A 22267-nucleotide genomic window follows, 5' to 3' on the forward strand; every position below is an offset into this window, starting at 1 on the left:
AACAACCCTGGTTCGCACTGTAACCAGAAACTTTTGCGATTTCCCTATCCTTGGCCGCATATGCAACCCCGCATCCAGCGGAAAGGATAGCGACTTGAAACAGACAGAATCGTCCTTCGTCGGAAACTCGATCGTGGTGCGCGGCTGCCGCGTCTCGGATCCGCTTGTTCAACCCTTCGGCGGCACTTGCCGTATCGTCGAATGGATCGATGGCGACGGCCGTATTTCGCGGCAGGTGGTGGCCGGCAACGTGACGGCCGCGCAGGTGCGCAGCACCATCGCCCATCATGTGGAAGGTCGCAAGCACGTCATGTACGACGACGAGCGCATGCCGCGTCAAACGCTGCCGCGGCGCTAGGCGCGTGGCAAGGAACCGGCTGGTTCCTCGGGGTTGCAGCCCCGGCCAAAGAAAATGGGCGCTCCGTGCGCCCATTTTTCATCCAGCCTGCCTTTCCTTAACTTTCATTTTGATTAGCTCCACGGGCCATAGTTGAACGGCTTCTTGCCGGTCGGCTGGCCGGGCGCGTGCGTGCCGCCGCCTTGCGGCGCGTTCTGCGCGTAGCCCTGCATGCCCGGCGTGTTGGTGGCGAAGGCGTTCTGGGGGCTGGGCGTGGCCGACGCATTCTGTACGTTCTGTGCGTTCTGTACGTTCTGCGCGTTCGCCGGGTTTTGCGCGCCCGGCATCCCATAGGCCGCGGCCGCGCCCGCCTGCACGAACGGCGCGGGTGCAGGTCCAGGCGCGAATCCCGCGGCGCGGCGCGCTTTCGCTTCGCGTTGCGCGGCGATTTCGTCGAGCACCGCCTGGAGCGCTTCCGGGTTGAACAGCGGATGATTCGCCGCCTCGCCGGGCGTGAGCACCGGCGACACGCAGCAGTCGATTATTTCGAGCCGGTCGATCCACGTTTGCAGCGGCTCGGCCGCGATCATCGCGGCGAGTTCCTGCGTGAGCGCCGCCGCATCCGTGCCGCCGATCGCCTGACCGAGGCTCCAGTGGCGCTGCGCCCAGTCCTCGCGGCCGATCGCCGTGCAGAGCGCCTGCCAGAATTTCAGCTCCAGCGCGCCGACCGCGAGCCAGCGGTCGTCCTGGGTGCGATAGAGGTTGTAGCAGGGCACGCCGCCGTTGAGCAGGCCGCCGCCCGCTTCGAGCGCGGCCGCGTCGTCGTTGGCGAGCGCGACCTGGGCGACCACGTTGTGCGCGTGCGAGACGTGCGCCATCGACACATCGACGAAACGGCCTTCGCCGCCGCGCGAGACCTGCCAGAGCGCGGCGAGAATCTGCGTGACTGCTGCGAGCGCGCCGCCCAGCAGATCGGCGATCTGGAAATTGGGCAGCACGGGCGCGCCGTCGCGCGCGGCGATCTGGTGCAGCACGCCTGAATACGCGACGTAGTTGATGTCGTGGCCGGCGCGCTCGGCGAAGGGGCTGGTCGTGCCGTAACCCGTGATCGCGCAGTAGACGAGCTTGGGATTGATCGCGCGCAGCGTCTCGTAGCCGAGGCCCAGCCGGTCCATGACGCCGGGCCGGAAGCTCTCGACCAGCACGTCGGCGTCGCGGGCGAGCGCGAGCAGCACGGCGCGGCCGCCCTCGGACTTGAGGTCGAGCCGCGTCTCGCGCTTGCCGCGGTTGACGATCTGATAGAACGCGCCCGGACGGCCCGCGATTTCGTCGGCGCTGCTGCGCATCATGGCGCGCGAGGCGTCGCCGGCGCCCGGCGGCTCGATCTTGAGCACGTCGGCGCCCATTTCCGCAAGGCGCAGCGTGGCCACTGGCCCGGGTAAAAGACGGGTCAGATCGAGAACGCGGAGGCCTTGCAAGGCGGGTGTCGACACTCGGGTGACTCCTGACGTGAGAGCGGTGACGTCGTTAAGGCGAAAAGACGGATCAGGATCCATTGTGCCGCACGCGGGGCGCAGGCAATCAGCCGATCTGCTCGAGTTCTTCGTGCGCTTCCAGCCAATCGGCTTCGAGCGTTTCGAGCCGCGACTGGACTTCGGCCTGACGGCGGATCGCGTCGGTCAGACGCGTCTTCTGCTCGGGCTCGTAGCTGGCCGGATCGGCGACGAAGGCGTCCAGCGTGCCTTTCTCCGCATTGAGCGCGTCCATTTCCTTTTCGATCTTGCCGATCTTCGCCTGCAGCGGCTTCTTCAGATGCGCGAGGCGCTGGCGCGTTTCCGCTTCCTGGCGGCGCTGTTCCTTGCGGTTCACGCCTGAATCGGCGCTGTCGATATCGCCGCCCGCATTCGCCGTGCCGCCGGCCGCCGCGGCCTTGAGCGCCGCGCGCTGCTCGGCCGCGTGCTGAAGCAGCCAGTCGCGGTAATCGTCGAGATCGCCGTCGAACGGTTGCAGGCGGTGCTTGGCGACCAGCATGAACTGGTCGGTGGTGGCGCGCAGCAGATGGCGGTCGTGCGAAACCAGAATGAGCGTGCCCTCGAACTGCGCGAGCGCCATGGTGAGCGCGTGACGCGTTTCGAGGTCGAGGTGGTTGGTCGGTTCGTCGAGCAGCAGCAGATTGGGCTTTTGCCAGATGATCAGCGCGAGCGCGAGACGCGCCTTTTCGCCGCCCGAAAAGGGCGCGATGGGCGCCGTGGCCATTTCGCCGGGGAAATTGAAGCCGCCGAGGAAGTCGCGCAACTCCTGCTCGCGCGTGTCGGGCGCGAGGCGCGCGAGATGCTGGAGCGGCGAGTCGTCGGGGCGCAGCGTTTCGAGCTGATGCTGCGCGAAATAGCCGATCTGCAAGCCTTTGCCGGTGCGCGTCTCGCCCGAGAGCGGCGCGAGCGTGCTCGCGAGCGTCTTGATCAGCGTCGATTTACCCTGGCCGTTCGCACCGAGCAGGCCGATGCGCTGGCCGTTCTGGATCGACAGCGCCACGCGCTCGACGATCGGCGTTTCGGTGCCGTCTTCGGCGCGATAGCCGCAGCGCACGTCTTCCATGACGAGCATGGGATTGGGCGCAGAATCGGGCGTGCGGAACTCGAAGGTGAACGGCGAGGTCGCGTGCGCGGGCGCGATCAGTTCCATCTTTTCGAGCGCCTTCACGCGGCTTTGCGCCTGGCGCGCCTTGGTGGCCTTGGCCTTGAAGCGGTCGATGAAACTTTGCAGATGCGCGACGGTTTTCTGCTGCTTTTCGTAGGCGCTTTGCTGGAGCGCGATCTGCTGGGCGCGCAGGATCTCGAACTGCGAATAGTTGCCGCCGTAGCGTTTGACCTGCTGGTTTTCCAGATGCAGCGTGACGTTGCAGATCGAATCGAGAAATTCGCGGTCGTGGGAAATGACGACGAGCGTGCCCGGATAGCGATGCAGCCAGTCTTCGAGCCAGACGATGGCGTCGAGGTCCAGGTGGTTCGTGGGTTCGTCGAGCAGCAGCAGGTCGGAGCGGCACATCAGCGCCTGGGCCAGATTCAGGCGCATGCGCCAGCCGCCCGAGAAGCTCGCCACGGGCTGACGCGTCTGGTCGAGCGTGAAGCCGAGGCCGAGCAGCAGCGCTTCGGCGCGCGCGGGCGCGGTGTAGCCGTCGGCGTCGGCGAAGGCGGCGTGGGCTTCGGCTTCGGCCGCGCCGTCGTGGGCCGCCGAGGCCGACGCGATGCGCGCTTCGATCTCGCGCAGGTCGGCGTCGCCGTCGAGCGTGTATTCGAGCGCGCTCCGGTCGACGGCGGGCGTTTCCTGCGCCACGTGGGCGATCTGCCACGACGGCGGCAGCGAGAAGTCGCCGGCGTCCGCGTGCAGTTCGCCGCGCAGCACGGAGAACAGCGTGGACTTGCCCGCGCCGTTCGCGCCGACGAGGCCAGCCTTTTCGCCCGGATTCAGGGTGAACGAGGTCTGTTCGAAAAGCGGCTTGGTACCGCGGGCAAGACTGAATTGGTTGAAGCGGATCACGGGAGCGCGGGCGCGGACGAGGCCGCGGATAAAACGTAAAGCGCTATTTTAACTGCGCGGCGGGCGTCCAATAACTAGCCGAACGGCTAGCCGTCCGGCCAGGGTGCGGAGCGCACCTTTTCTCCATTAGACTGGCGCTTTCTTTTGGAGAGCCAGATGACGACGGTGTATGCGTTTTCGGCCGAGCCGCTGGGCGGCGGCGCGCCGGTCAGCCTCGAACAGTACGCGGGCAAGGTCTTGCTGATCGTGAATACCGCGAGCGAATGCGGTTTCACGCCGCAGTACGCGGGTCTGCAAAAACTTTACGAGCAGTACGCCGCGCGCGGTCTCGCGGTGCTCGGCTTTCCGTGCAACCAGTTCGGCAAGCAGGAACCGGGCGACGCCACGCAGATCGGCGCGTTCTGCGAGAAGAACTTCGGTGTGACGTTCCCGATGTTCGAGAAGATCGACGTGAACGGTGCGAACGCGCATCCGCTCTACCAGTGGCTGACCGAGGAAGCGCCCGGCGTGCTCGGGCTCGAACGCGTGAAGTGGAATTTCACGAAGTTTCTCGTCGACCGCAACGGCAACGTGGTCAAGCGCTACGCGCCGGTCACGAAGCCCGACGCCATCGCCGCCGACATCGAAAAGCTGCTGTAACGCGGGGCGTCAGAGAATCGGCGCGAACAGCCGCGCGAGATGCATGGTGATCTTGCGCCAGGCGGGCGCGTTGCGGTATTCGCTGCGGTCGATTTCGAAGCTCTGCGCGAAGTCGTGCTCCAGCATCGCTTCGACTTCGGCGGCGAAGCCCCGGTGCACGGTCAGCACCATGATCTCGAAGTTCAGGCGGAACGAGCGGTTATCCAGATTCGCGCTGCCGATCGCGGCGGCCACGTCGTCGATCAGCACGACCTTCTGGTGCAGGAAGCCCGGCTTGTAGCGGAAGATGCGGATGCCCGCGCGCACGGCGTCGTAGGCATAGAGCGTCGAGGCTTCGAACACCACGTAGTGGTCGCGGCGGCACGGAATCATGATGCGCACGTCCACGCCGCGCAGCGCGGCCAGGCGCAGCGCGGAGAGCACCGCCGAGTCGGGCACGAGATAGGGCGTGGTGATCCAGATGCGCTTGCTGGCGGCGTTGATCGCTTCCACGAAGAACAGCGAGCAGGTTTCCTGGCGGTCGGCGGGGCCGGTGGGCATGACGAGGCACTGCATGTCGTCGCCGTCGCGCGGCGTGACGGCGGGCGGCTCGGAGCCCGGCAGTTCCTGGGTGACCCAGTACCAGTCTTCCGTGAAGGCGAACTGGATGCTGGCCACCACGGGGCCGCGCACCTCGATATGCGTGTCGCGCCACGGCGAGAGGCGCGTGTTCGCACCCAGATATTCGACGCCCACGTTGTGACCGCCCACGTAGGCGCGCTCGCCGTCGACCACCACGATCTTGCGGTGATTGCGGAAGTTGAGCTGGAAGCGATTGACGAAGCGGCGCTTCGCCGAAAACGGATGCACGTCGATGCCGCCCGCGCGCAGATCGCGCACGTAGCTGGCGGGCAGGTCGAAGCTGCCGATGCTGTCGTAGAGAAAGTACACGCGCACGCCGCGCTGCGCGGCGGCGAGCAGCACGTCCTTGAGCATGTCGCCGAGCGCGTCCGCGTGCACGATGAAGAACTGCACGATCACGTAGTGCCGCGCCTGTTCGATTGCGTCGAAGATGGCCGAGAAGGTGGCTTCGCCGTTCACGAGCGTGCGCACCGTGTTGCCCGGCACGAGCGGCATGCCGCCCAGTTGCGCGAAGGTGCGGATCACGCGCTCGCTGAGCAGATCCGTCGGGCCGGTGCTGGCCGCAGGACGGTCGCGTTCGGGTGAGTGGGCCCGCGCGCGCAGCGTTTCGTTGCGGATGCGCCGGGCGTCCGCGTAGCCTTCGAACTTGCTGCGGCCGAGGAACAGATACGGGATCAGCGTGAGGTAGGGCATCGTCGCGAGCGAGACGGCCCAGGCGATCGCACCTTGCGAGGTGCGCGTATTGAGAATGGCGTGGCAGGCCGCGATCAGTCCGAATACATGGACGACCGCGAGCAGGGTGCCGAGCGTTGACCAGTCGAAGTGCATAAAGGCGCGGGACGTTGCTGGCGTGCGAGCCAACGTCCAAGCCGCATGAGCCGGAAAACGGTCATCTTACCCAGGGCGACGCGGCGCGTGCTATGGGGCCGGCGGCGACGTCTGGCCGCCGGTTGTGCTGCGGTTGTCCTGCATTTGTCCCGCTTGTGTCGGGCATGCGTGCGCGAGCGCGCCCGCTGGCGCGGGCTCACTCGCAGGCGCGGGTTCAGACCGGCAGGTCGCGGGCCTGGATCAGGAACACCTGGTCGTCGCCGGCGCTCGTCGACAGCCAGACGAGATCGAGGCCGCCGAACGCCGCTTCCACGTTCTCGCGCTCGTTGCCGATCTCGACCACGAGTACGCCGTCGTCGGTCAGCCAGTTGCGCGCGTCCTTGATGATACGGCGCACGATGTCCATGCCGTCCGCGCCGCCCGCGAGCGCCATTTCCGGCTCGTGACGGTACTCGGCCGGCAGCGCGGCCATCGAATCGGCGTTCACGTAGGGCGGATTCGTGATGATCACGTCGTAGCGGCGTTCCGGCAGCGGCGCGTAGAGATCGCCTTCGAACAGCGAGATCTTCTCGTCGAGCTCATGCTCGTGCACGTTGCGCTTCGCCACTTCGAGCGCGGGCGCGGACAGATCCACGGCGTCGATATCGGCGTTCGGGAACGCGTGCGCAGCCAGAATCGCGAGGCTCGCGGAGCCGGTGCACAGTTCGAGCACGGCGCTCACTTGCTCCGGGTCTTCCACGTACGGCTGCAGGCCGTCCGCGAGCAGTTCGCCGATGAACGAACGCGGCACGATCACGCGTTCGTCCACGTAGAAGCGCAGGCCGTGCATCCACGCTTCCTGCGTGATGTAGGCGGCCGGCACGCGGTCGTTCGCGCGGCGCTCGATCACGCCGAGCACCTTCTCGATCTCTTCGGGCGCGAGGCGCGCGTCGAGGAACGGATCGAGCAGGTCGAGCGGCAGATTCAGCGTGTGCAGAACCAGATAGGCGGCCTCGTCGTAGGCGTTGGACGAGCCGTGGCCGAACGAGAGTTTCGCCGCGGAAAAACGCGAGACGCCGTAGCGCAGCAGATCGCGCACGGTCGAAAAGGTGGTGGCAAGCGGATGGGTCATATCAGGGGCTCCAGTGCGTGCGGGCGGACCGCTCAGGCGATCAGCTGTTCGAGCACGCGGCGGTAGACGTTTTTGAGCGGATCGATGAATTTGACTTCGATGTGCTCATCGATTTTATGGATGCTGCCGTTGGGCGGCCCGAATTCCACGACCTGCGGGCACATGCGCGCGATGAAGCGGCCGTCCGAGGTGCCGCCGGTGGTCGAGAGTTCGGTGGTCACGCCGGTTTCGTCGTGAATCGCCTTTTCGAGCGCGTTCGACAGCGCGCCACGCGGCGTGAGGAAGGGCAGGCCGCTCACGCTCCAGTGCAGATCGTATTCGAGGCCGTGCTTGTCCAGAATCGCGTGCACGCGCTGCTGCAGGCCTTCCACCGTGCTCGCGGTCGAGAAGCGGAAGTTGAACTGCACGTCGGCGTGGCCCGGAATCACGTTGCTCGCGCCCGTGCCGCTATGCATGTTCGAGACCTGCCACGTGGTAGGCGGGAAGTATTCGTTGCCGTCGTCCCATTTTTCGGCGACGAGTTCGGCGAGCGCCGGCGCGAGCAGATGCACCGGATTCTTCGCCAGATGCGGATAGGCAATGTGACCCTGCACACCCTTGACGACGAGCTTGCCCGACATCGAGCCGCGGCGGCCGTTCTTCACGCAGTCGCCGAGCGTATGGGTCGACGTCGGTTCGCCGACGATGCAGTAATCCATCTTCACGCCGCGCGCCTGGAGCGCCTCGACCACCTTGATCGTGCCGTCGGTGGCCGGGCCTTCTTCGTCGCTCGTGATCAGGAAGGCGATCGTGCCGCGATGCTGCGGGTGCGCCGCCACGAACTCCTCGCTGGCCACCACGAACGCGGCGAGCGAGGTCTTCATGTCGGCGGCGCCGCGGCCGTAGAGCACGCCGTCGCGATGCGAGGGCTGGAACGGCGGCGAGCTCCATTGTTCGATGGGGCCGGTCGGCACCACGTCGGTGTGGCCCGCGAAGGCGAGCAGCGGCGCGTCGGCGCCGGCCGTGCCGCGCTTGACGGCCCACAGGTTGGTCACGCCGTTGGATTCGATCGTTTCGCACGCGAAGCCGAGCGCGCTGAGGCGTTCGGTCATGATGCGCTGGCAGTGCTGGTCGTCGGGCGTCACGGACGCGCGCGCGATCAGGGCTTCGGTAAGGGCGAGGGTGGCGGACATGAAGGGACCACTTTCAATAAAAATGCCGGCGCCGCTGCAATGCAGGGGCCGGCAACAGCTTGTGACGATGGTGCGCTACCCGTTTCGCGCCAGCCTCGATGCATCACCGATGGCTGGCGCGCCGGTCGCGCAGCGCCTCAAACACAGTTCAGGCAAACAGCTCCGCGTACTGCTCGGCCGAAAAACCGAGCGTCTTCACGCGGCCGTTCACGGCCACGACCGGGCGCTTGATGATCGACGGCTTGTGGATCATCAGCGCGATCGCGCCGGCGGTCGAATCGGCTTCGGCCTTGTGGACCTCGGACAGGCCGCGCCACGTCGTGCCGCGCTTGTTGATCAGCTGATCGAGCGACACATCCTTGAGCCAGTCCTGCACCAGCGCGTTCGACACGCCCGCTTTCTTGAAGTCGTGAAACTCGAACTCGATACCGTGTTCTTCCAGCCACACGCGGGCCTTCTTTACGGTATCGCAGTTCGGAATGCCGTAGACGACCACGGTCTTTGCGGCCTTCGCCATCAGTCGCCTCGCAGCAGCTCGTTCAGGCCGACCTTGGCGCGCGTCTTGGCGTCCACCTTCTTGACGATCACGGCGCAGTACAGGCTGTGCGAGCCGTCCTTCGAGGGCAGATTGCCGGCCACGACGACCGAGCCCGCCGGGATGCGGCCGTACGAGATTTCGCCGGTTTCGCGGTCATAGATCTTGGTCGACTGGCCGAGGTACACGCCCATCGAGATGACCGAGTTTTCTTCGACGATCACGCCTTCCACGACTTCCGAGCGCGCGCCGATGAAGCAGTTGTCTTCGATGATGACCGGGTTGGCCTGCAGCGGCTCCAGCACGCCGCCGATGCCCACGCCGCCCGAGAGGTGCACGTTCTTGCCGATCTGCGCGCACGAACCGACCGTTGCCCACGTGTCGACCATCGTGCCTTCGTCGACGTACGCGCCGATGTTGGTGTACGACGGCATCAGCACGACGTTCTTGCCGATGAACGAGCCGCGGCGCGCGATGGCCGGCGGCACGACGCGGAAGCCGCCCGCGGCGAAGTCTTCAGCCGTGTAGTTGGCGAACTTCGAGGGCACCTTGTCGAAGAATTGCGTGAAGCCGCCAGCGGCCATCGGCGCGTTGTCTTCCAGGCGGAACGACAGCAGCACAGCCTTCTTCACCCACTGATTGACGACCCAGTCGCCGTCCTTCTTTTCGGCGCAGCGCAGTGCGCCCTTGTCCAGTTCGGCGATGACGTGGGCGACGGCTTCACGCACGTCGTTCGGCGCGGACTTGGGCGAAAAGTCGGCGCGGTTTTCCCAGGCGGTGTCGATGATCTGCTGAAGTTGTTGCGACATGGTGATGATTTCGTGTGAGTTCAAAAGCCGTTGGACGGCGGGAATTCGGCGGCGATACGCGCGCAGCGGGGCGCGCGTTCGGCGGTGGCGTGACTGCTGACTGTTTACCGCTGACTTTTCGTGCTGAAGTTACGGCTTGAGCGAGCGGCAGAAGTCGACGATGCGCTGCGCGCCCTCGGTGCATTCGTCGACGTCGGCGACGAGCGCCAGACGGACGAAGCCTTCGCCCGGGTTCGCGCCGTGCGCTTCGCGCGCGAGAAACGAGCCGGGCAGGACCGTCACATTATAGTCGGCGTAGAGGCGCTGGGCGAACGCGGTGTCCGAGAGGCCGGTGCGCGCGACGTTGGCCCAGAGGTAGAACGCGGCGTCCGGCAGCTTCACGTCGAGCACGTCGGCGAGCATGGGCGTGACGGTCGAGAACTTCTGGACGTACTTCGCGCGGTTCTCGCGCACGTGCGTTTCGTCGCCCCAGGCGGCGATGCTGGCGGACTGCCAGACCGGCGACATCGCCGAGCCGTGATAGGTGCGGTACAGCAGGAATTGCTTGAGGATCGCCGCGTCGCCGGCCACGAAGCCCGAGCGCATGCCCGGCGCGTTCGAGCGCTTCGACAGGCTGGACAGCATGATCAGGCGTTCGAAACCGCGGCCGAGGCGGTGCGCGGCTTCGAGGCCGCCGAGCGGCGGCGTCGATTCGTCGAAATAGATCTCCGAATAGCATTCGTCCGACGCGATCACGAAGCCGTAGCGGTCGGACAGCGCGAACAGTTCGCGCCAGTCGTCGAGCGTGAGGACGGCGCCCGTCGGGTTGCCCGGCGAGCAGACGTAGAGCAGCTGCGTGCGCGCCCAGATTTCCTCAGGCACCTGCGAATAGTCGCAGGCGAAGTTGCGGGCCGGATCGCTGTTCACGAAGTACGGCTCGCCGCCCGCGAGCAGCGCCGCGCCTTCATAGATCTGGTAGAACGGGTTCGGGCAGAGTACGATCGCGCGCTTCGCCGGGTCCTGCGCGCCCGCCGTCGGATCGACGACCGCCTGCGCAAGCGCGAACAGCGCCTCGCGCGAGCCCGAAACCGGCAGCACCTGCGTGCTTGCGTCGAGGGCGGGCAGGCTGTAACGCTCGCTCACCCATTTCGCGATCGCCTCGCGCAGCGCCGGGCTGCCGCCCGTGGCCGGATACACCGACAGACCGTCGAGCGAGGCGACGATGGCGTCGCGGATCAGCGCGGGCGTCGGGTGTTTCGGCTCGCCGATCCCGAAGCTGATGTGGCGCAGGCCGGCATTCGGCGCGACGTCCTTGAACAGTGCGCGCAGCTTTTCGAAGGGATAGGACTGGAGGGTGTCGAGTAGCGGATTCACAGGGCTGGGCGGCGTAAGCGAAAAGCGGATGGAGCGACGGGCGCGGGCACGCGGGCGGCTTTGCGGCGCTTATTGCGACGCTTGGCGCGGCGCAGGGTGTGCGCCGGACGGCCGGCTGATGGACCCGGCTAGCCCGGATGGGGCTGTGCCGGATTACGCGGGTGGTGCGGCCGCTGTCGCTGGCAAAACGTGAATTATAACGTGGCCGCCGTTTGCCGATGGGCGGGCGATGGGGCGCGGGCTGGGGCTGCCTGGCGGCGGTCGTGGCGGCGCGAGCGGCAAATAAGCCGCAAACGAGCGGCAAACGAGCTGGAACGAAACAAGGATCGATATGCAGTCTGAAAAACGCGGGACGGCCGCGAGGGTCGCGCAATGAGCGGCGCCCAGTCGAGCAGGCGGAACCTGAGCGCGGGCTGGCCGACGCTCGCCATCATGATCGGCGCCTCGGTGTGGGGCGTGATCTGGTTTCCGCTGCGCACGCTGGCGAGTTTCGGCCTGACCGGCACGGCCGCGGGCGCCGCGACGAGCGCGGCGGGCTGCCTGTTCGTGCTGCTGCTGCGCCGTCGTTCGATTGCGACGGTGCGCTGGCATGGGGTGTTGCCGCTGCTCGGGCTGGCGGCGGGCGTCACCAATATCGGTTTCGTGTGGGGCGCGATCCACGGCGAAGTGATGCGCGTGCTGCTGCTGTTCTATCTGACGCCCGCGTGGACGGCGATTTTCGCGCATTTCATCCTGCACGAGCGCCTGACGTGGTCCGGCGCGGCGCTGGCCGCGCTGTCGCTGGCGGGTGCGGTGCTGATGCTCTGGTCGCCGAAGCTCGGTGTGCCGCTGCCGGGCAGCGCCGCCGAATGGGCGGGCCTCGCGGGCGGCATGGGTTTCGCGATGAGCAACGTGCTCGTGGTGAAGACGAGTCGCGTGCTGCCGCAGATGAAGCCTGAAATGCGCACCGCCGTGATTTTCGGCGGCGCGGCGATATTCGGCCTGATCGCTTCGTTTTTCGAGCCGATGCCGACGCTGCACGCCGGCGAACCGCTCGCCCGCGCGGTGCTGCTCGTGCTCGCCCTCGGTGTGCTGCTGGGCGTGAACAACATGCTCGTTCAATACGGGCTCGCGCGCGTGCCGGCGAATCGGGCGTCGATCATCATGTTGTTCGAAATCGTCGTGACGGCGCTCTCGTCGTGGCTGCTCGCGGGCGAGACGCCGGGGCCGCGCGAATGGACGGGCGGCGCCTGTATCGTGCTCGCCTCGCTGCTGTCGAGCTGGGTGCATCGCGCACAGGAAGCGCGCAAGCGTCCTCGTCAGATCGCGCACGCGAGCGCCGAAGCCAGCGCGATTGCTCACGCCGACGCCGGCCTGCTCGACGACGAAAGCGATCATGACGATCGCGATCAGAACGACAAGCAAATGGGTGACGGTCGCGGCGATCTTGACGGCAAGCACAGCGGCGACCGCAGCGGCAACCGCAGCGAGGATCAAACCGACTCACAAAACGACGATCCAGCCGCCGACAAAAACGACGACAAAAACGCCAATCGCCACGGCAGTCCCGGCGCCCGGCCCGATGGCGGGCAGAATGGCGCGCGTGCGATGGTATGATTGCCCCTGATCCTCGCCGGCCGGGCGCGCACTGAGGTGCATCAGGCGCTTCGCACGGCGAGCCGTGGCGGCTGTCCGTGCTGTGCGCGCCGTTCGTTCGGCCAGATGCGAATCCTGCGGCGCCTCGCGCCGCCGTGCGACTGAAGTGACGGTCGACGGCGCGCGGCGGCGGCCCGGGCGGTCCCGTTCACTCTTCCAATTCAAACAGCGATATCGCCGTGCGTCTGACCTCGATTAAACTCGCTGGCTTCAAATCATTCGTCGATCCCACGCATTTCCAGGTTCCGGGCCAACTCGTCGGAGTGGTCGGACCGAATGGCTGTGGTAAATCGAACATCATCGACGCCGTGCGCTGGGTGCTCGGCGAATCCCGCGCGTCCGAATTGCGCGGCGAGTCGATGCAGGACGTCATCTTCAACGGTTCCACCGCGCGCAAGCCCGGCAGCCGCGCGAGCGTCGAACTCGTGTTCGACAACGCCGACGGGCGCGCCGCGGGCCAGTGGGGCCAGTATGCGGAGATCGCCGTCAAGCGCGTGCTGACGCGCGACGGCACCTCGAGCTACTACATCAACAATCTGCCGGCGCGCCGCCGCGACATTCAGGACATCTTCCTCGGTACCGGTCTCGGTCCGCGTGCGTACGCGATCATCGGGCAGGGCATGATCGCGCGCATCATCGAGGCGAAGCCCGAAGAACTGCGCGTGTTCCTCGAAGAAGCCGCGGGCGTTTCGAAGTACAAGGAACGCCGCCGCGAGACCGAAAACCGCCTGCATGACACGCGCGAGAATCTCACGCGCGTGGAAGACATCGTGCGCGAGCTTTCCACGAATCTGGACAAGCTCGAAGGCCAGGCCGTGGTGGCGACGAAGTACCGCGAACTGCAGGCTGACGGCGAAGAAAAGCAGCGCATGCTGTGGCTGCTGCGCAAGAACGAGGCGGCGGGCGAGCAGCAGCGCCAGCAGCGCGCCATCGAACAGGCGCAGATCGATCTCGAACGGCATACCGCGCAACTGCGCGAAGTCGAGGCGCAGCTCGAAACGCTGCGCGTGGCGCACTATTCGGCCAGCGACGCGATGCAGGGCGCGCAAGGCTCGCTCTATGAAGCGAATGCCGAGGTGAGCCGTCTCGAAGCCGAGATCAAGTTCATCGTCGAGTCGCGCAATCGTGTGCAGGCGCAGATCGCCGCGCTCACGGCGCAGCGCGAGCAATGGCAGGTCCAGGCGCAGAAGGCGCAGGACGATATCGAAGACGCTGAAGAACAGCTGGCGATGGGCGAGGAGAAAGCCGCGATCGCCGAGGAAGAGGCGACCGCGAAGCAGGAAGCGCTGCCCGCGCTCGAAAACCGCTGGCGCGACGCCCAGGCGCAACTGAATGACGAGCGTGCGGGCATCGCGCGCACGGAGCAGGCGCTCAAGCTCGAAGCCGCGCATCAGCGCAACGCCGACCAGATGCTCCAGCAGCTTCAGCAGCGCCACGAGCGCCTGAAGTCGGAGGAAGGCGGTCTCGACGCACCGGATGAAGCGCAGCTCGAAGAACTGCGCATGCAGCTGGCCGAGCAGGAAGAGATCCTGCGCGACGCCCAGGACCGTCTGAGCGACGCGCAGGAAACCGTGCCGCGTCTGGACGCCGAGCGCCGTGCCGCGCACGATCGCGTGCAGGCCGAAAACGCGCAGATTCACCAGTTCGAAGCCCGTCTCGCCGCGCTCAAGCAACTGCAGGAGAACGTGCAGACCGAGGGCAAGATCCAGCCGTGGCTCGAACGTCACGAACTGGGCGCGCTGCCGCGTCTGTGGAAGAAGCTGCACGTCGAAGCCGGTTGGGAAACCGCGCTCGAAGCGGTGCTGCGTGAGCGTCTGGCGGCGCTCGAAGTCTCGAATCTCGATTGGGTCAAGGCGTTCGCCAGCGATGCGCCGCCCGCCAAGCTCGCGTTCTACGCGCCGCCGCTGGCGGGCCAGACGGCGAGCGCGCCGGCGGGCCTCACGCCGCTGCTCTCGCTCGTGCGTATCGACGATGCGGGCCTGCGCGCGGTGCTCAACGAATGGCTCGGCACGACCTTCGTCGCGAACGATCTGGCCGAAGCGCTCGCGCAACGCGCGCAACTGCCCGAGGGCGGTGCGTTCGTGGTGAAGGCCGGCCACTCGGTCTCGCGCGTGGGCGTGCAGCTCTACGCCGCCGACACCGAGCAGGCGGGCATGCTTGCACGCCAGCAGGAAATCGAAAATCTCACGCGTCAGGTACGCGCCCAGGCGTTGCTCGCCGACGAAGCGCGCTCGGCTGTCGTGCGCGCCGAAGCTGCGCACACGCAGGCGGCCCAGGTGCTCGGCGAGGCGCGCCAGCAGGCCGACCGCGCCACGCAGCGCGTGCACGCGCTGCAAATGGACGTGCTCAAGCTCACGCAGGCGCACGAGCGCTACACGGCCCGCAGCACGCAGATCCGCGAGGAGCTCGACGAAATCCGCGCGCAGATCGAGGAGCAGCGTGCGCTGCGTGCCGAATCGGAAACGAATTTCGAGCGTCACGACGGCGAACTCGCCGAGCTTCAGGCGCGCTTCGAGGACAACCAGCTCGCGTTCGAGGCGCTCGACGAAGAACTGGGCGCGGCGCGCAACGCCGCGCGCGATCTCGAACGCGCAGCGGGCGACGCGCGCTTCGCGGCCCGCAACATGGCCGCGCGCATCGAGGAACTGCGCCGCAATATCCAGATCGCGCACGACCAGAGCGAACGCGTCGCGGGCTCGCTCGAAGACGCGCGCGCCGAACTCGAAACGATCAACGAGCAGACCGCGCACACGGGCCTGCAGGACGCGCTGGAAATCCGCGCGGAGAAGGAAGAACTGCTGCGCAACGCGCGCGCCGAACTCGACGATCTGAGCGCCAAGCTGCGCGCCGCCGACGAAACGCGTCTCGCCGCCGAGCGTGCGCTGCAGCCGCTGCGCGACCGCATCACCGAATTGCAGCTCAAGGAACAGGCCGCGCGCCTGAACGGCGAGCAGTTCGTCGAACAGTTGCAGGCCGCGGGTGTGGACGAAGCGGCGCTGCAGGAAAAGCTCACGCCGGACCTCAAGCCGTCGTACCTGCAAGGCGAAGTCACGCGTATCAACAACGCGATCACGGCGCTCGGCCCGGTCAATATGGCGGCGCTGGACGAACTGGCCGCGGCGAAGGAGCGCAAGACCTTCCTCGACGCGCAGTCGGCCGACTTGACGAGCGCGATCGAAACGCTCGAAGACGCCATCCGCAAGATCGACCAGGAAACGCGCACGCTGCTGCAAGGCACGTTCGACGAAGTGAACAAGCATTTCGGCGATCTGTTCCCGCGTCTCTTTGGCGGCGGCCAGGCGAAGCTCATCATGACGGGCGACGAGATTCTCGACGCGGGCGTGCAGGTCATGGCGCAGCCGCCGGGCAAGAAGAACTCGACGATTCACCTGCTGTCGGGCGGCGAGAAGGCGCTGACCGCCACGGCGCTCGTGTTCGCGATGTTCCAGCTGAATCCGGCGCCGTTCTGTCTGCTGGACGAAGTGGACGCGCCGCTCGACGACGCCAATACGGAGCGTTTCGCCAATCTCGTGCGGGCGATGTCGGACAAGACGCAGTTCCTGTTCATCTCGCACAACAAGATTGCGATGGAAATGGCCCAGCAACTGATCGGCGTGACGATGCAGGAGCAGGGTGTCTCGCGCATCGTGGCGGTCGACATGGAAACGGCTGCCGGTTTCGCACAGAATACGGTCTGATTCGCGGGTTATTTCGCAGGTTAATTCGCGATCTGAATCGCGGTCTATATCGCTAGACAAGGACGGCGCGCGGCGCGCGCCGCCGGAAAAAGAATTGCAGATGGAGCATGCATGGATCAGTTGACTCTCGGGTTGATCGGCGCGGGTGCCGTGGTCGTCGGGGGCGTGGTGGTGTACAACGCCTGGCAAGGCGCCAAGGTGCGCCGGCGCATGCCGCGGCCGATGCCTGAAGAGGCGGTCGATACGCCGCTGGGCGGCGAACTCGAGGAACAGAGCCCGTTCATCGAGCCCGCCCGTGCGCCGTCGCGCCGCGAGCCTTCGCTCGCGGGCGGCGAGCTGGCCGAGGAGCGCATGGAGCCGGGCTTCGGCACGGCAGCGCCGGCCGATACGCCCGTGGACATTCAGGCGGAGAACACGTCGCCGAATGGTTTCCCCGAAGCCGAACAGGCGCAGGCTGAGGGCGAGGGCGGCGAGCCGGCCACGGTTGCTGCCGCCGCTGACGCGGCCGAGACGTCCGACGCAGAGCCCGTCGAAGCTGCCGAGAGCAAGGACGCCAAAGACTCGAAGGTCAGCAACGAAGCGAAGGACGCGAAAGCCGCCGAAGGCGAGCGTGTCGAGCCCGTGCTGCCCGCCGCGACGACCATTTCGTCGGCGCCGCCGGCCGTCGTGGACCGCCGCATCGACTGCATCGTGCCGATCCGGCTGGGTGCCGCGCTGCCCGGCGAACGTGTGATCCCGCTTGCGCAGCGCCTGCGCCGTGCGGGCAGCAAGCCGGTGCACATCGAAGGCAAGCCCGAGGGCGGCGACGGCTGGGAGCTGCTGCAAAACGGCGTGCGCTACGAGGAATTGCGCGCGGCGGCGCAGCTTGCGAACCGCAACGGCCCGCTCAACGAACTGGAGTTTTCGGAGTTCGTGACGGGCGTGCAGCAGTTCGCTGACGGTGTGGACGGCTTGCCCGAATTCCCCGACATGATGGAAACGGTCGCGATGGCGCGCGAACTCGACGGCTTTGCCGCGCAGTGCGATGCGCAGCTGTCGATCAACGTGCTGTCGGACGGCGCGCCGTGGTCGGCGAACTACGTGCAGGCGGTGTCGGCGCAGGACGGCCTGCTGCTGTCGCGCGACGGCACGCGTTTCGTCAAGCTCGACGCCCGGCAGAGCCCGGTGTTCATGCTCCAGTTCGGCGACACCAACTTCCTGCGCGACGACCTCACCTACAAGGGCGGCCAGATGATCACGCTGATCCTCGACGTGCCGGTGGCCGACGAGGACATCCTGCCGTTCCGCCTGATGTGCGACTATGCGCGTTCGCTCGCGGAACGCATCGGCGGGCGCGTGGTGGACGACCAGCGTCGTCCGCTGCCTGAGTCGGTGTTGCAGAACATCGACAAGCAGCTCATGACGCTCTACGCAAAGCTCGAGCAGGCCGGCATTCCGGCGGGCTCGCCGGCCACGCGCCGGTTGTTCAGCCAGTAAGGGCTGACGCAACGAGACCGCGAAAGGCGCGGCGCTGTCAGGGCGCCGCGCCTTTTTTGCGTTCTGGGCGTGCCGTATGCACGTGGGCGGCAGAAGCGGCCCGGCTCGCGCGCCAGGCGTGGGACAGGGATTCGGGAGGGGCATGGGTGATGCGCTGGACGCGGCTCGCGCTCGGGTTGCGGTGCCTTCAAGGTCGCATCGGCGCGGGCGTTCGTCAATGCATCCGGCCCAACGTTAGCCGTTCGGCCAGGAGTTTCGGGCGTCGCGTTCGGCGGCGCACGAAACAGGCGTGAAGTTGGCGCGACGTTAGCCATTCAGCCGATGCGACACAGGCGGCTTCCTGAGATAATCTGACTCCGAAATCACTTGTCAGAAACCGTCTCCAGCATGGTCCGTCATCCCGCCCGTCCCTCCGAAGCATCCCCCGCGACCGAGCGCGCGGCGTGGCTGCGCGCCGAACTCGAGCGCGCCAATCACGCGTACTACGTGCTCGACCAGCCGGAGCTGCCCGACGCGGAATACGACACGCTGTTCCGAGAGCTTCAGGCCATCGAAGCCGAGCATCCCGATCTCATCACGCCCGATTCGCCCACGCAGCGCGTCGGCGGCGAGGCGTCCGAGGGTTTCGAGCAGGTCGTCCACGACGTGCCGATGCTCTCGCTCAACAACGGTTTCGCCGACGAGGACATCGCCGCATTCGACAAGCGCGTGCACGACACGCTCGGCAAGCCCGAGGACGAGCAGGTCGACTATGCGTGCGAGCTCAAGTTCGACGGCTTGGCTATTTCGCTGCGCTATGTCGACGGCGTGTTCGTGCAGGCGTCCACGCGCGGCGACGGCACGACCGGCGAGAACGTCACCGAGAACGTGCGCACGATCCGCTCGCTGCCGCTGCGCTTGAAGGGCACGCGCGTGCCGAAGTTGCTCGACGTGCGCGGCGAAGTGCTGATGTTTCGCCGCGACTTCGCGCGCATGAACGAGCGCCAGCGCGAGGCCGGCCAGAAGGAGTTTGCGAACCCGCGCAACGCGGCCGCGGGCAGCCTGCGCCAGCTCGATTCGAAGATCACGGCGCAGCGTCCGCTGTCGTTTTTCGCGTATGGCATTGGCGTCCTCGAAGGCGAGCCGATGCCGGCCACGCATAGCGAACTGCTCGACTGGTACGCGGAAATGGGTCTGCCGGTGAACAGCGAGCGTGCGGTCGCGAAGGGCGCGCAGGGTTTGCTCGACTTCTTCCGCGCGGTCGGCGAGAAGCGCGAGAGCCTGCCGTACGACATCGACGGCGTGGTCTACAAGGTCAACCGCCGCGACGAGCAGGACGCGCTCGGTTTCGTCTCGCGCGCGCCGCGCTTCGCGCTCGCGCACAAGTTCCCGGCGCAGGAAGCGCTCACGAAGCTGCTGGCGATCGATGTGCAGGTGGGCCGTACCGGGGCCATCACGCCGGTCGCGCGGCTCGAGCCGGTGTTCGTGGGCGGCGCGACCGTCACGAACGCGACGCTGCATAACGAAGACGAAGTGCGCCGCAAGGACATCCGTATCGGCGACACGGTCATCGTGCGACGCGCCGGCGATGTGATTCCCGAAGTGGTGAGCGCGCTGCTCGATCGCCGTCCGGCCGACGCAGCCGAGTTCGTCATGCCGACCGAATGTCCGGTGTGCGGCTCGCGCATCGAGCGTCTGCCCGACGAGGCCATTGCACGTTGCTCGGGCGGCCTGTTCTGTCCGGCGCAGCGCAAGCAGGCGCTCTGGCATTTCGCGCAGCGGCGCGCGCTCGACATCGACGGTCTGGGTGAGAAGATCATCGATCAGCTCGTCGAGCAGAATCTCGTGCGCACGCCCGCCGATCTGTTCAATCTGGGCTTCGCCACGCTCGCGGAACTGGACCGCATGGCCGAAAAATCGGCGCAAAACCTGCTCGATTCGCTCGAAAAAGCCAAGTCGACCACGCTCGCGCGCTTTATTTATGCGTTGGGCATACGTCAGGTGGGCGAGTCCACCGCGAAGGATCTGGCCAAATACTTCGGCTCGCTCGATCCCATCATGGACGCGAGCATCGAGCAGCTGCTCGACGTGAAGGACGTGGGGCCGATCGTGGCGGAATCGATCCACCAGTTCTTTGCGGAAGAACATAACCGCACGGTGATCGAGCAACTGCGCGCGCCCGGCAAGGTCACATGGCCTGAAGGTCCGCCTGCGCCGAAAGCGCCGGTCGGCGTGCTCGCGGGCAAGACGGTGGTGCTCACGGGCACGTTGCCCACGCTCACGCGCGACGAGGCGAAAGAGATGCTGGAAGCGGCTGGCGCGAAGGTGGCCGGCTCGGTGTCGAAGAAGACCGACTACGTGGTGGCGGGTGCCGACGCGGGCAGCAAGCTTGCGAAAGCCGAGGAACTCGGCGTGCCGGTGCTCGACGAGGATGGGTTGCACAAGCTCCTGGAGGGGCAAACAACATGATTCGCGAAATTCTCAGGATGGGCGATCCGCGCCTGCTCGGTATCGCCAGACCCGTTGATCATTTCGATACGCCCGAGTTGCACGAACTGATCGCCGACATGTTCGACACCATGCACGCCGCGAACGGCGCGGGTCTCGCCGCGCCGCAGATCGGCGTCGACCTGCAGGTGGTGATCTTCGGTTTCGAGCAGAACGAGCGTTATCCCGAGGCGCCGGCGGTGCCGCAAACCGTGCTGATCAATCCGGTCATCCATCCGCTCTCGCACGACATGGAAGAGGGCTGGGAAGGCTGTCTGTCGGTGCCCGGCCTGCGCGGCGCGGTGAGTCGCTACTCGATGATCCGCTACAACGGCTTCGATCAGTACGGCACGCCGATCGAACGCGTCGCGGAAGGTTTCCATGCGCGCGTGGTGCAGCATGAATGCGATCACCTGATCGGCAAGCTGTATCCGATGCGTATCACCGACTTCTCGAAGTTCGGCTTCACGGACATCCTGTTCCCGAATCTCGATCCGAATAGCGACGATTGACGCGCGCGAGGCGCTTGATGGGCCTCGCTTTGGCCGTTGCCCGCCTATCGGGACGCAAATAAAAACGGGAGCCAGTGGCTCCCGTTTTTCATGGCTGGCGGTTCAGGCCGAACCGCGTTGCGTGTCAGAACCCTTCGTCGGCGGACAGATAGCGCCACTGGCCTTGCGGCAGCGCGCCGAGCACCACGCGTCCCATGCGCACGCGCTTGAGGCCGACGACGTGCAGGCCGACCAGTTCGCACATGCGACGGATCTGGCGCTTCTTGCCTTCGCGCAGCACGAAACGCAGCTGTTCGCCGTTCTGCCAGCTGACTTCGGCGGGCTTGAGCGGCACGTCGTCGAGCGACAGGCCGTGGCACAGTTTTGCGAGCAGATCGGCCGGGAAGTGGCGGTCGACTTCGGTCTCGACGTCGCCATAGGTGACGCGCACGAGGTATTCCTTGTCGATGTCCGAGCTTTCGCCGATCAACTGCTTCGCGACGCGGCCGTCCTGGGTCAGGACGAGCAGGCCGGTCGAGTCGATGTCGAGACGGCCTGCCGGCGCGAGCGTGCGCAGATGCTGCGCGGAGAAGCGGATGCCCGAACGGTCGCCGTCCCAGTGGTTGTCACTGGTGATGAGCGTCACGGCGGGTTCGTAGCCGTCTTCGGCCTGACCCGACACGTAGCCGACGGGCTTGTGCAGCAGGATCGTCACCTGGCGCGCCTGGGCGGCGAGGGCAGCGGGATCGACTTCGATGCGCTGCTCGGGCGTGACCTTGGCGCCGAGTGTGTCGACGACTTCACCGTCGACGAAGACCCAGCCTTTTTCGATCCACTCGTCGGCTTCGCGGCGCGAGCACAGGCCGAGTTCCGACATGCGCTTGGAGAGGCGCATCGCGTTGTCGCCGTCGACTTCGGCGCGCGCCGCGCGTTGCGGGGCGGCACGGTCGCTGCTATCGGCGTCGCGGCGCGGACCCTTGTCGAAGGATTTGCGCGCGGGCGCGCCGTCACGCTCGCCCCACGACGACTTCACGGGACGTGCGGAACCGCGGTCTTCGCGCGGACGGAATTCGCGGCGGTCGTTGCCTTCGTCGCGGCGCTGGAAGGGACGGCGTTCGCCGTTTTCGTCGCGCGGACGGAATTCACGACGGTCGCCGCCTTCGTCACGACGCTGGAACGGACGACGTTCGCCACCTTCATCGCGTCGTTGGAACGGACGGCGTTCGCCGCCTTCCTCGCGCGGACGGAATTCGCGACGCTCGCCGCCTTCGTCACGGCGTTGGAACGGGCGACGCTCGCCACCTTCATCACGTCGCTGGAACGGACGGCGGTCGCCGCCTTCCTCGCGCGGACGGAATTCACGACGCTCGCCGCCTTCGTCACGGCGTTGGAACGGGCGACGTTCGCCACCTTCATCGCGTCGTTGGAACGGACGGCGTTCGCCACCGTCCTCACGTGGACGGAATTCACGACGCTCACCACCTTCGTCACGGCGTTGGAACGGACGGCGTTCGCCACCCTCATCGCGTCGCTGGAACGAACGGCGTTCGCCGCCTTCC

The 22267-nt window shown here is 66.5% G+C and carries 15 protein-coding genes and 2 pseudogenes; 8 read left to right on the forward strand and 9 right to left on the reverse strand.

Annotated features, from left to right (window positions below; all coding sequences use genetic code 11):
• Nucleotides 1–94: 94 nt before the first annotated feature.
• Nucleotides 95–358: a DUF2866 domain-containing protein gene (locus LDO54_RS34450; protein WP_224016796.1), complete on the forward strand. Its 264-nt coding sequence runs from the start codon at nucleotides 95–97 to the stop codon at nucleotides 356–358.
• Between the two features lie 437 nt (nucleotides 359–795).
• On the opposite strand, the pseudogene LDO54_RS34455 reads toward LDO54_RS34450, so the two are convergent.
• Both LDO54_RS34455 and LDO54_RS34460 read right to left on the reverse strand, forming a co-directional pair.
• Nucleotides 796–1815 (reverse strand): annotated as a pseudogene (locus tag LDO54_RS34455) (CaiB/BaiF CoA transferase family protein); the annotation flags it as partial.
• Nucleotides 1816–1918: 103 nt separating this feature from the next.
• Nucleotides 1919–3874, reverse strand: a complete 1956-nt coding sequence (locus tag LDO54_RS34460) for an ATP-binding cassette domain-containing protein (RefSeq protein WP_224016799.1) — start codon at nucleotides 3872–3874, stop codon at nucleotides 1919–1921.
• Between the two features lie 156 nt (nucleotides 3875–4030).
• On the opposite strand from LDO54_RS34460, the gene LDO54_RS34465 reads away from it, so the two are divergent.
• Entirely contained in the window at nucleotides 4031–4513 is a 483-nt protein-coding gene (locus tag LDO54_RS34465; protein ID WP_224016801.1) for a glutathione peroxidase, read from the forward strand.
• A gap of 9 nt (nucleotides 4514–4522) precedes the next feature.
• Here LDO54_RS34465 and cls read toward each other — a convergent pair whose 3' ends face one another.
• From cls to dapC, 6 genes are all read right to left on the reverse strand, one after another.
• On the reverse strand, nucleotides 4523–5962 hold the full coding sequence (gene cls, locus LDO54_RS34470; protein WP_224016803.1) for a cardiolipin synthase: 1440 nt from the start codon (nucleotides 5960–5962) through the stop codon (nucleotides 4523–4525).
• 214 nt (nucleotides 5963–6176) lie between these two features.
• Nucleotides 6177–7073 (reverse strand): 50S ribosomal protein L3 N(5)-glutamine methyltransferase, encoded by an 897-nt coding sequence (prmB, locus tag LDO54_RS34475; RefSeq protein ID WP_224016805.1) that lies wholly within the window; start codon nucleotides 7071–7073, stop codon nucleotides 6177–6179.
• A 32-nt stretch (nucleotides 7074–7105) separates the two neighbouring features.
• Nucleotides 7106–8245: a succinyl-diaminopimelate desuccinylase gene (gene dapE, locus LDO54_RS34480; RefSeq protein WP_224016807.1), complete on the reverse strand. Its 1140-nt coding sequence runs from the start codon at nucleotides 8243–8245 to the stop codon at nucleotides 7106–7108.
• Between the two features lie 148 nt (nucleotides 8246–8393).
• The gene (locus tag LDO54_RS34485; RefSeq protein ID WP_065060178.1) at nucleotides 8394–8762 is read right to left on the reverse strand and encodes an ArsC family reductase; all 369 of its coding nucleotides are present in this window, start codon (nucleotides 8760–8762) and stop codon (nucleotides 8394–8396) included.
• Nucleotides 8762–9589, reverse strand: coding sequence for a 2,3,4,5-tetrahydropyridine-2,6-dicarboxylate N-succinyltransferase (gene dapD / locus LDO54_RS34490; RefSeq protein ID WP_027814838.1), 828 nt, complete (start codon nucleotides 9587–9589; stop codon nucleotides 8762–8764). Before dapD ends, LDO54_RS34485 begins: the two co-directional genes overlap by 1 nt.
• Before the next feature lie 129 nt (nucleotides 9590–9718).
• Nucleotides 9719–10942 carry a succinyldiaminopimelate transaminase gene (gene dapC / locus LDO54_RS34495; protein WP_224016809.1) on the reverse strand — a complete coding sequence of 408 codons (1224 nt, stop codon included), beginning with the start codon at nucleotides 10940–10942 and terminating at the stop codon, nucleotides 9719–9721.
• Nucleotides 10943–11314: 372 nt separating this feature from the next.
• Here dapC and LDO54_RS34500 point away from each other — a divergent pair.
• From LDO54_RS34500 to def, 5 genes and pseudogenes are all read left to right on the forward strand, one after another.
• Nucleotides 11315–12221 (forward strand): annotated as a pseudogene (locus LDO54_RS34500) (DMT family transporter); the annotation flags it as partial.
• Nucleotides 12222–12756: 535 nt separating this feature from the next.
• A complete protein-coding gene (gene smc / locus LDO54_RS34505) occupies nucleotides 12757–16275 on the forward strand; it encodes a chromosome segregation protein SMC (RefSeq protein WP_224016813.1) in 3519 nt (1172 codons plus the stop codon).
• 111 nt (nucleotides 16276–16386) lie between these two features.
• Nucleotides 16387–17751: a cell division protein ZipA C-terminal FtsZ-binding domain-containing protein gene (locus LDO54_RS34510; protein WP_224016815.1), complete on the forward strand. Its 1365-nt coding sequence runs from the start codon at nucleotides 16387–16389 to the stop codon at nucleotides 17749–17751.
• A gap of 387 nt (nucleotides 17752–18138) precedes the next feature.
• Complete coding sequence (gene ligA / locus LDO54_RS34515) at nucleotides 18139–20199, forward strand: NAD-dependent DNA ligase LigA (RefSeq protein ID WP_224016826.1); 2061 nt, start codon at nucleotides 18139–18141, stop codon at nucleotides 20197–20199.
• Complete coding sequence (gene def, locus LDO54_RS34520) at nucleotides 20196–20729, forward strand: peptide deformylase (RefSeq protein ID WP_224016817.1); 534 nt, start codon at nucleotides 20196–20198, stop codon at nucleotides 20727–20729. Before ligA ends, def begins: the two co-directional genes overlap by 4 nt.
• A gap of 124 nt (nucleotides 20730–20853) precedes the next feature.
• Here def and LDO54_RS39330 read toward each other — a convergent pair whose 3' ends face one another.
• Entirely contained in the window at nucleotides 20854–21603 is a 750-nt protein-coding gene (locus LDO54_RS39330; RefSeq protein ID WP_436975751.1) for a pseudouridine synthase, read from the reverse strand.
• A 36-nt stretch (nucleotides 21604–21639) separates the two neighbouring features.
• Here LDO54_RS39330 and LDO54_RS39335 point away from each other — a divergent pair.
• Nucleotides 21640–22267, forward strand: a 628-nt coding sequence (locus LDO54_RS39335) for a hypothetical protein (protein WP_436975752.1), incomplete at its 3' end; no start/stop codon positions are given.

Origin of the sequence: Paraburkholderia tropica (assembly GCF_914484835.1) — a bacterium.
GTDB lineage: Bacteria > Pseudomonadota > Gammaproteobacteria > Burkholderiales > Burkholderiaceae > Paraburkholderia > Paraburkholderia tropica_A.

What these genes read in the sequence shown, in the direction of transcription:
- LDO54_RS34465 (WP_224016801.1), top strand. Translation starts at nt 4,031, where the DNA reads ATGACGACGGTGTATGCGTTTTCGGCCGAGCCGCTGGGCGGCGGCGCG.
- cls (WP_224016803.1), bottom strand. Translation starts at nt 5,962, where the DNA reads ATGCACTTCGACTGGTCAACGCTCGGCACCCTGCTCGCGGTCGTCCAT.
- prmB (WP_224016805.1), bottom strand. Translation starts at nt 7,073, where the DNA reads ATGACCCATCCGCTTGCCACCACCTTTTCGACCGTGCGCGATCTGCTG.
- dapE (WP_224016807.1), bottom strand. Translation starts at nt 8,245, where the DNA reads ATGTCCGCCACCCTCGCCCTTACCGAAGCCCTGATCGCGCGCGCGTCC.
- LDO54_RS34485 (WP_065060178.1), bottom strand. Translation starts at nt 8,762, where the DNA reads ATGGCGAAGGCCGCAAAGACCGTGGTCGTCTACGGCATTCCGAACTGC.
- dapD (WP_027814838.1), bottom strand. Translation starts at nt 9,589, where the DNA reads ATGTCGCAACAACTTCAGCAGATCATCGACACCGCCTGGGAAAACCGC.
- LDO54_RS34510 (WP_224016815.1), top strand. Translation starts at nt 16,387, where the DNA reads ATGGATCAGTTGACTCTCGGGTTGATCGGCGCGGGTGCCGTGGTCGTC.
- ligA (WP_224016826.1), top strand. Translation starts at nt 18,139, where the DNA reads ATGGTCCGTCATCCCGCCCGTCCCTCCGAAGCATCCCCCGCGACCGAG.
- def (WP_224016817.1), top strand. Translation starts at nt 20,196, where the DNA reads ATGATTCGCGAAATTCTCAGGATGGGCGATCCGCGCCTGCTCGGTATC.
- LDO54_RS39330 (WP_436975751.1), bottom strand. Translation starts at nt 21,603, where the DNA reads ATGCGCCTCTCCAAGCGCATGTCGGAACTCGGCCTGTGCTCGCGCCGC.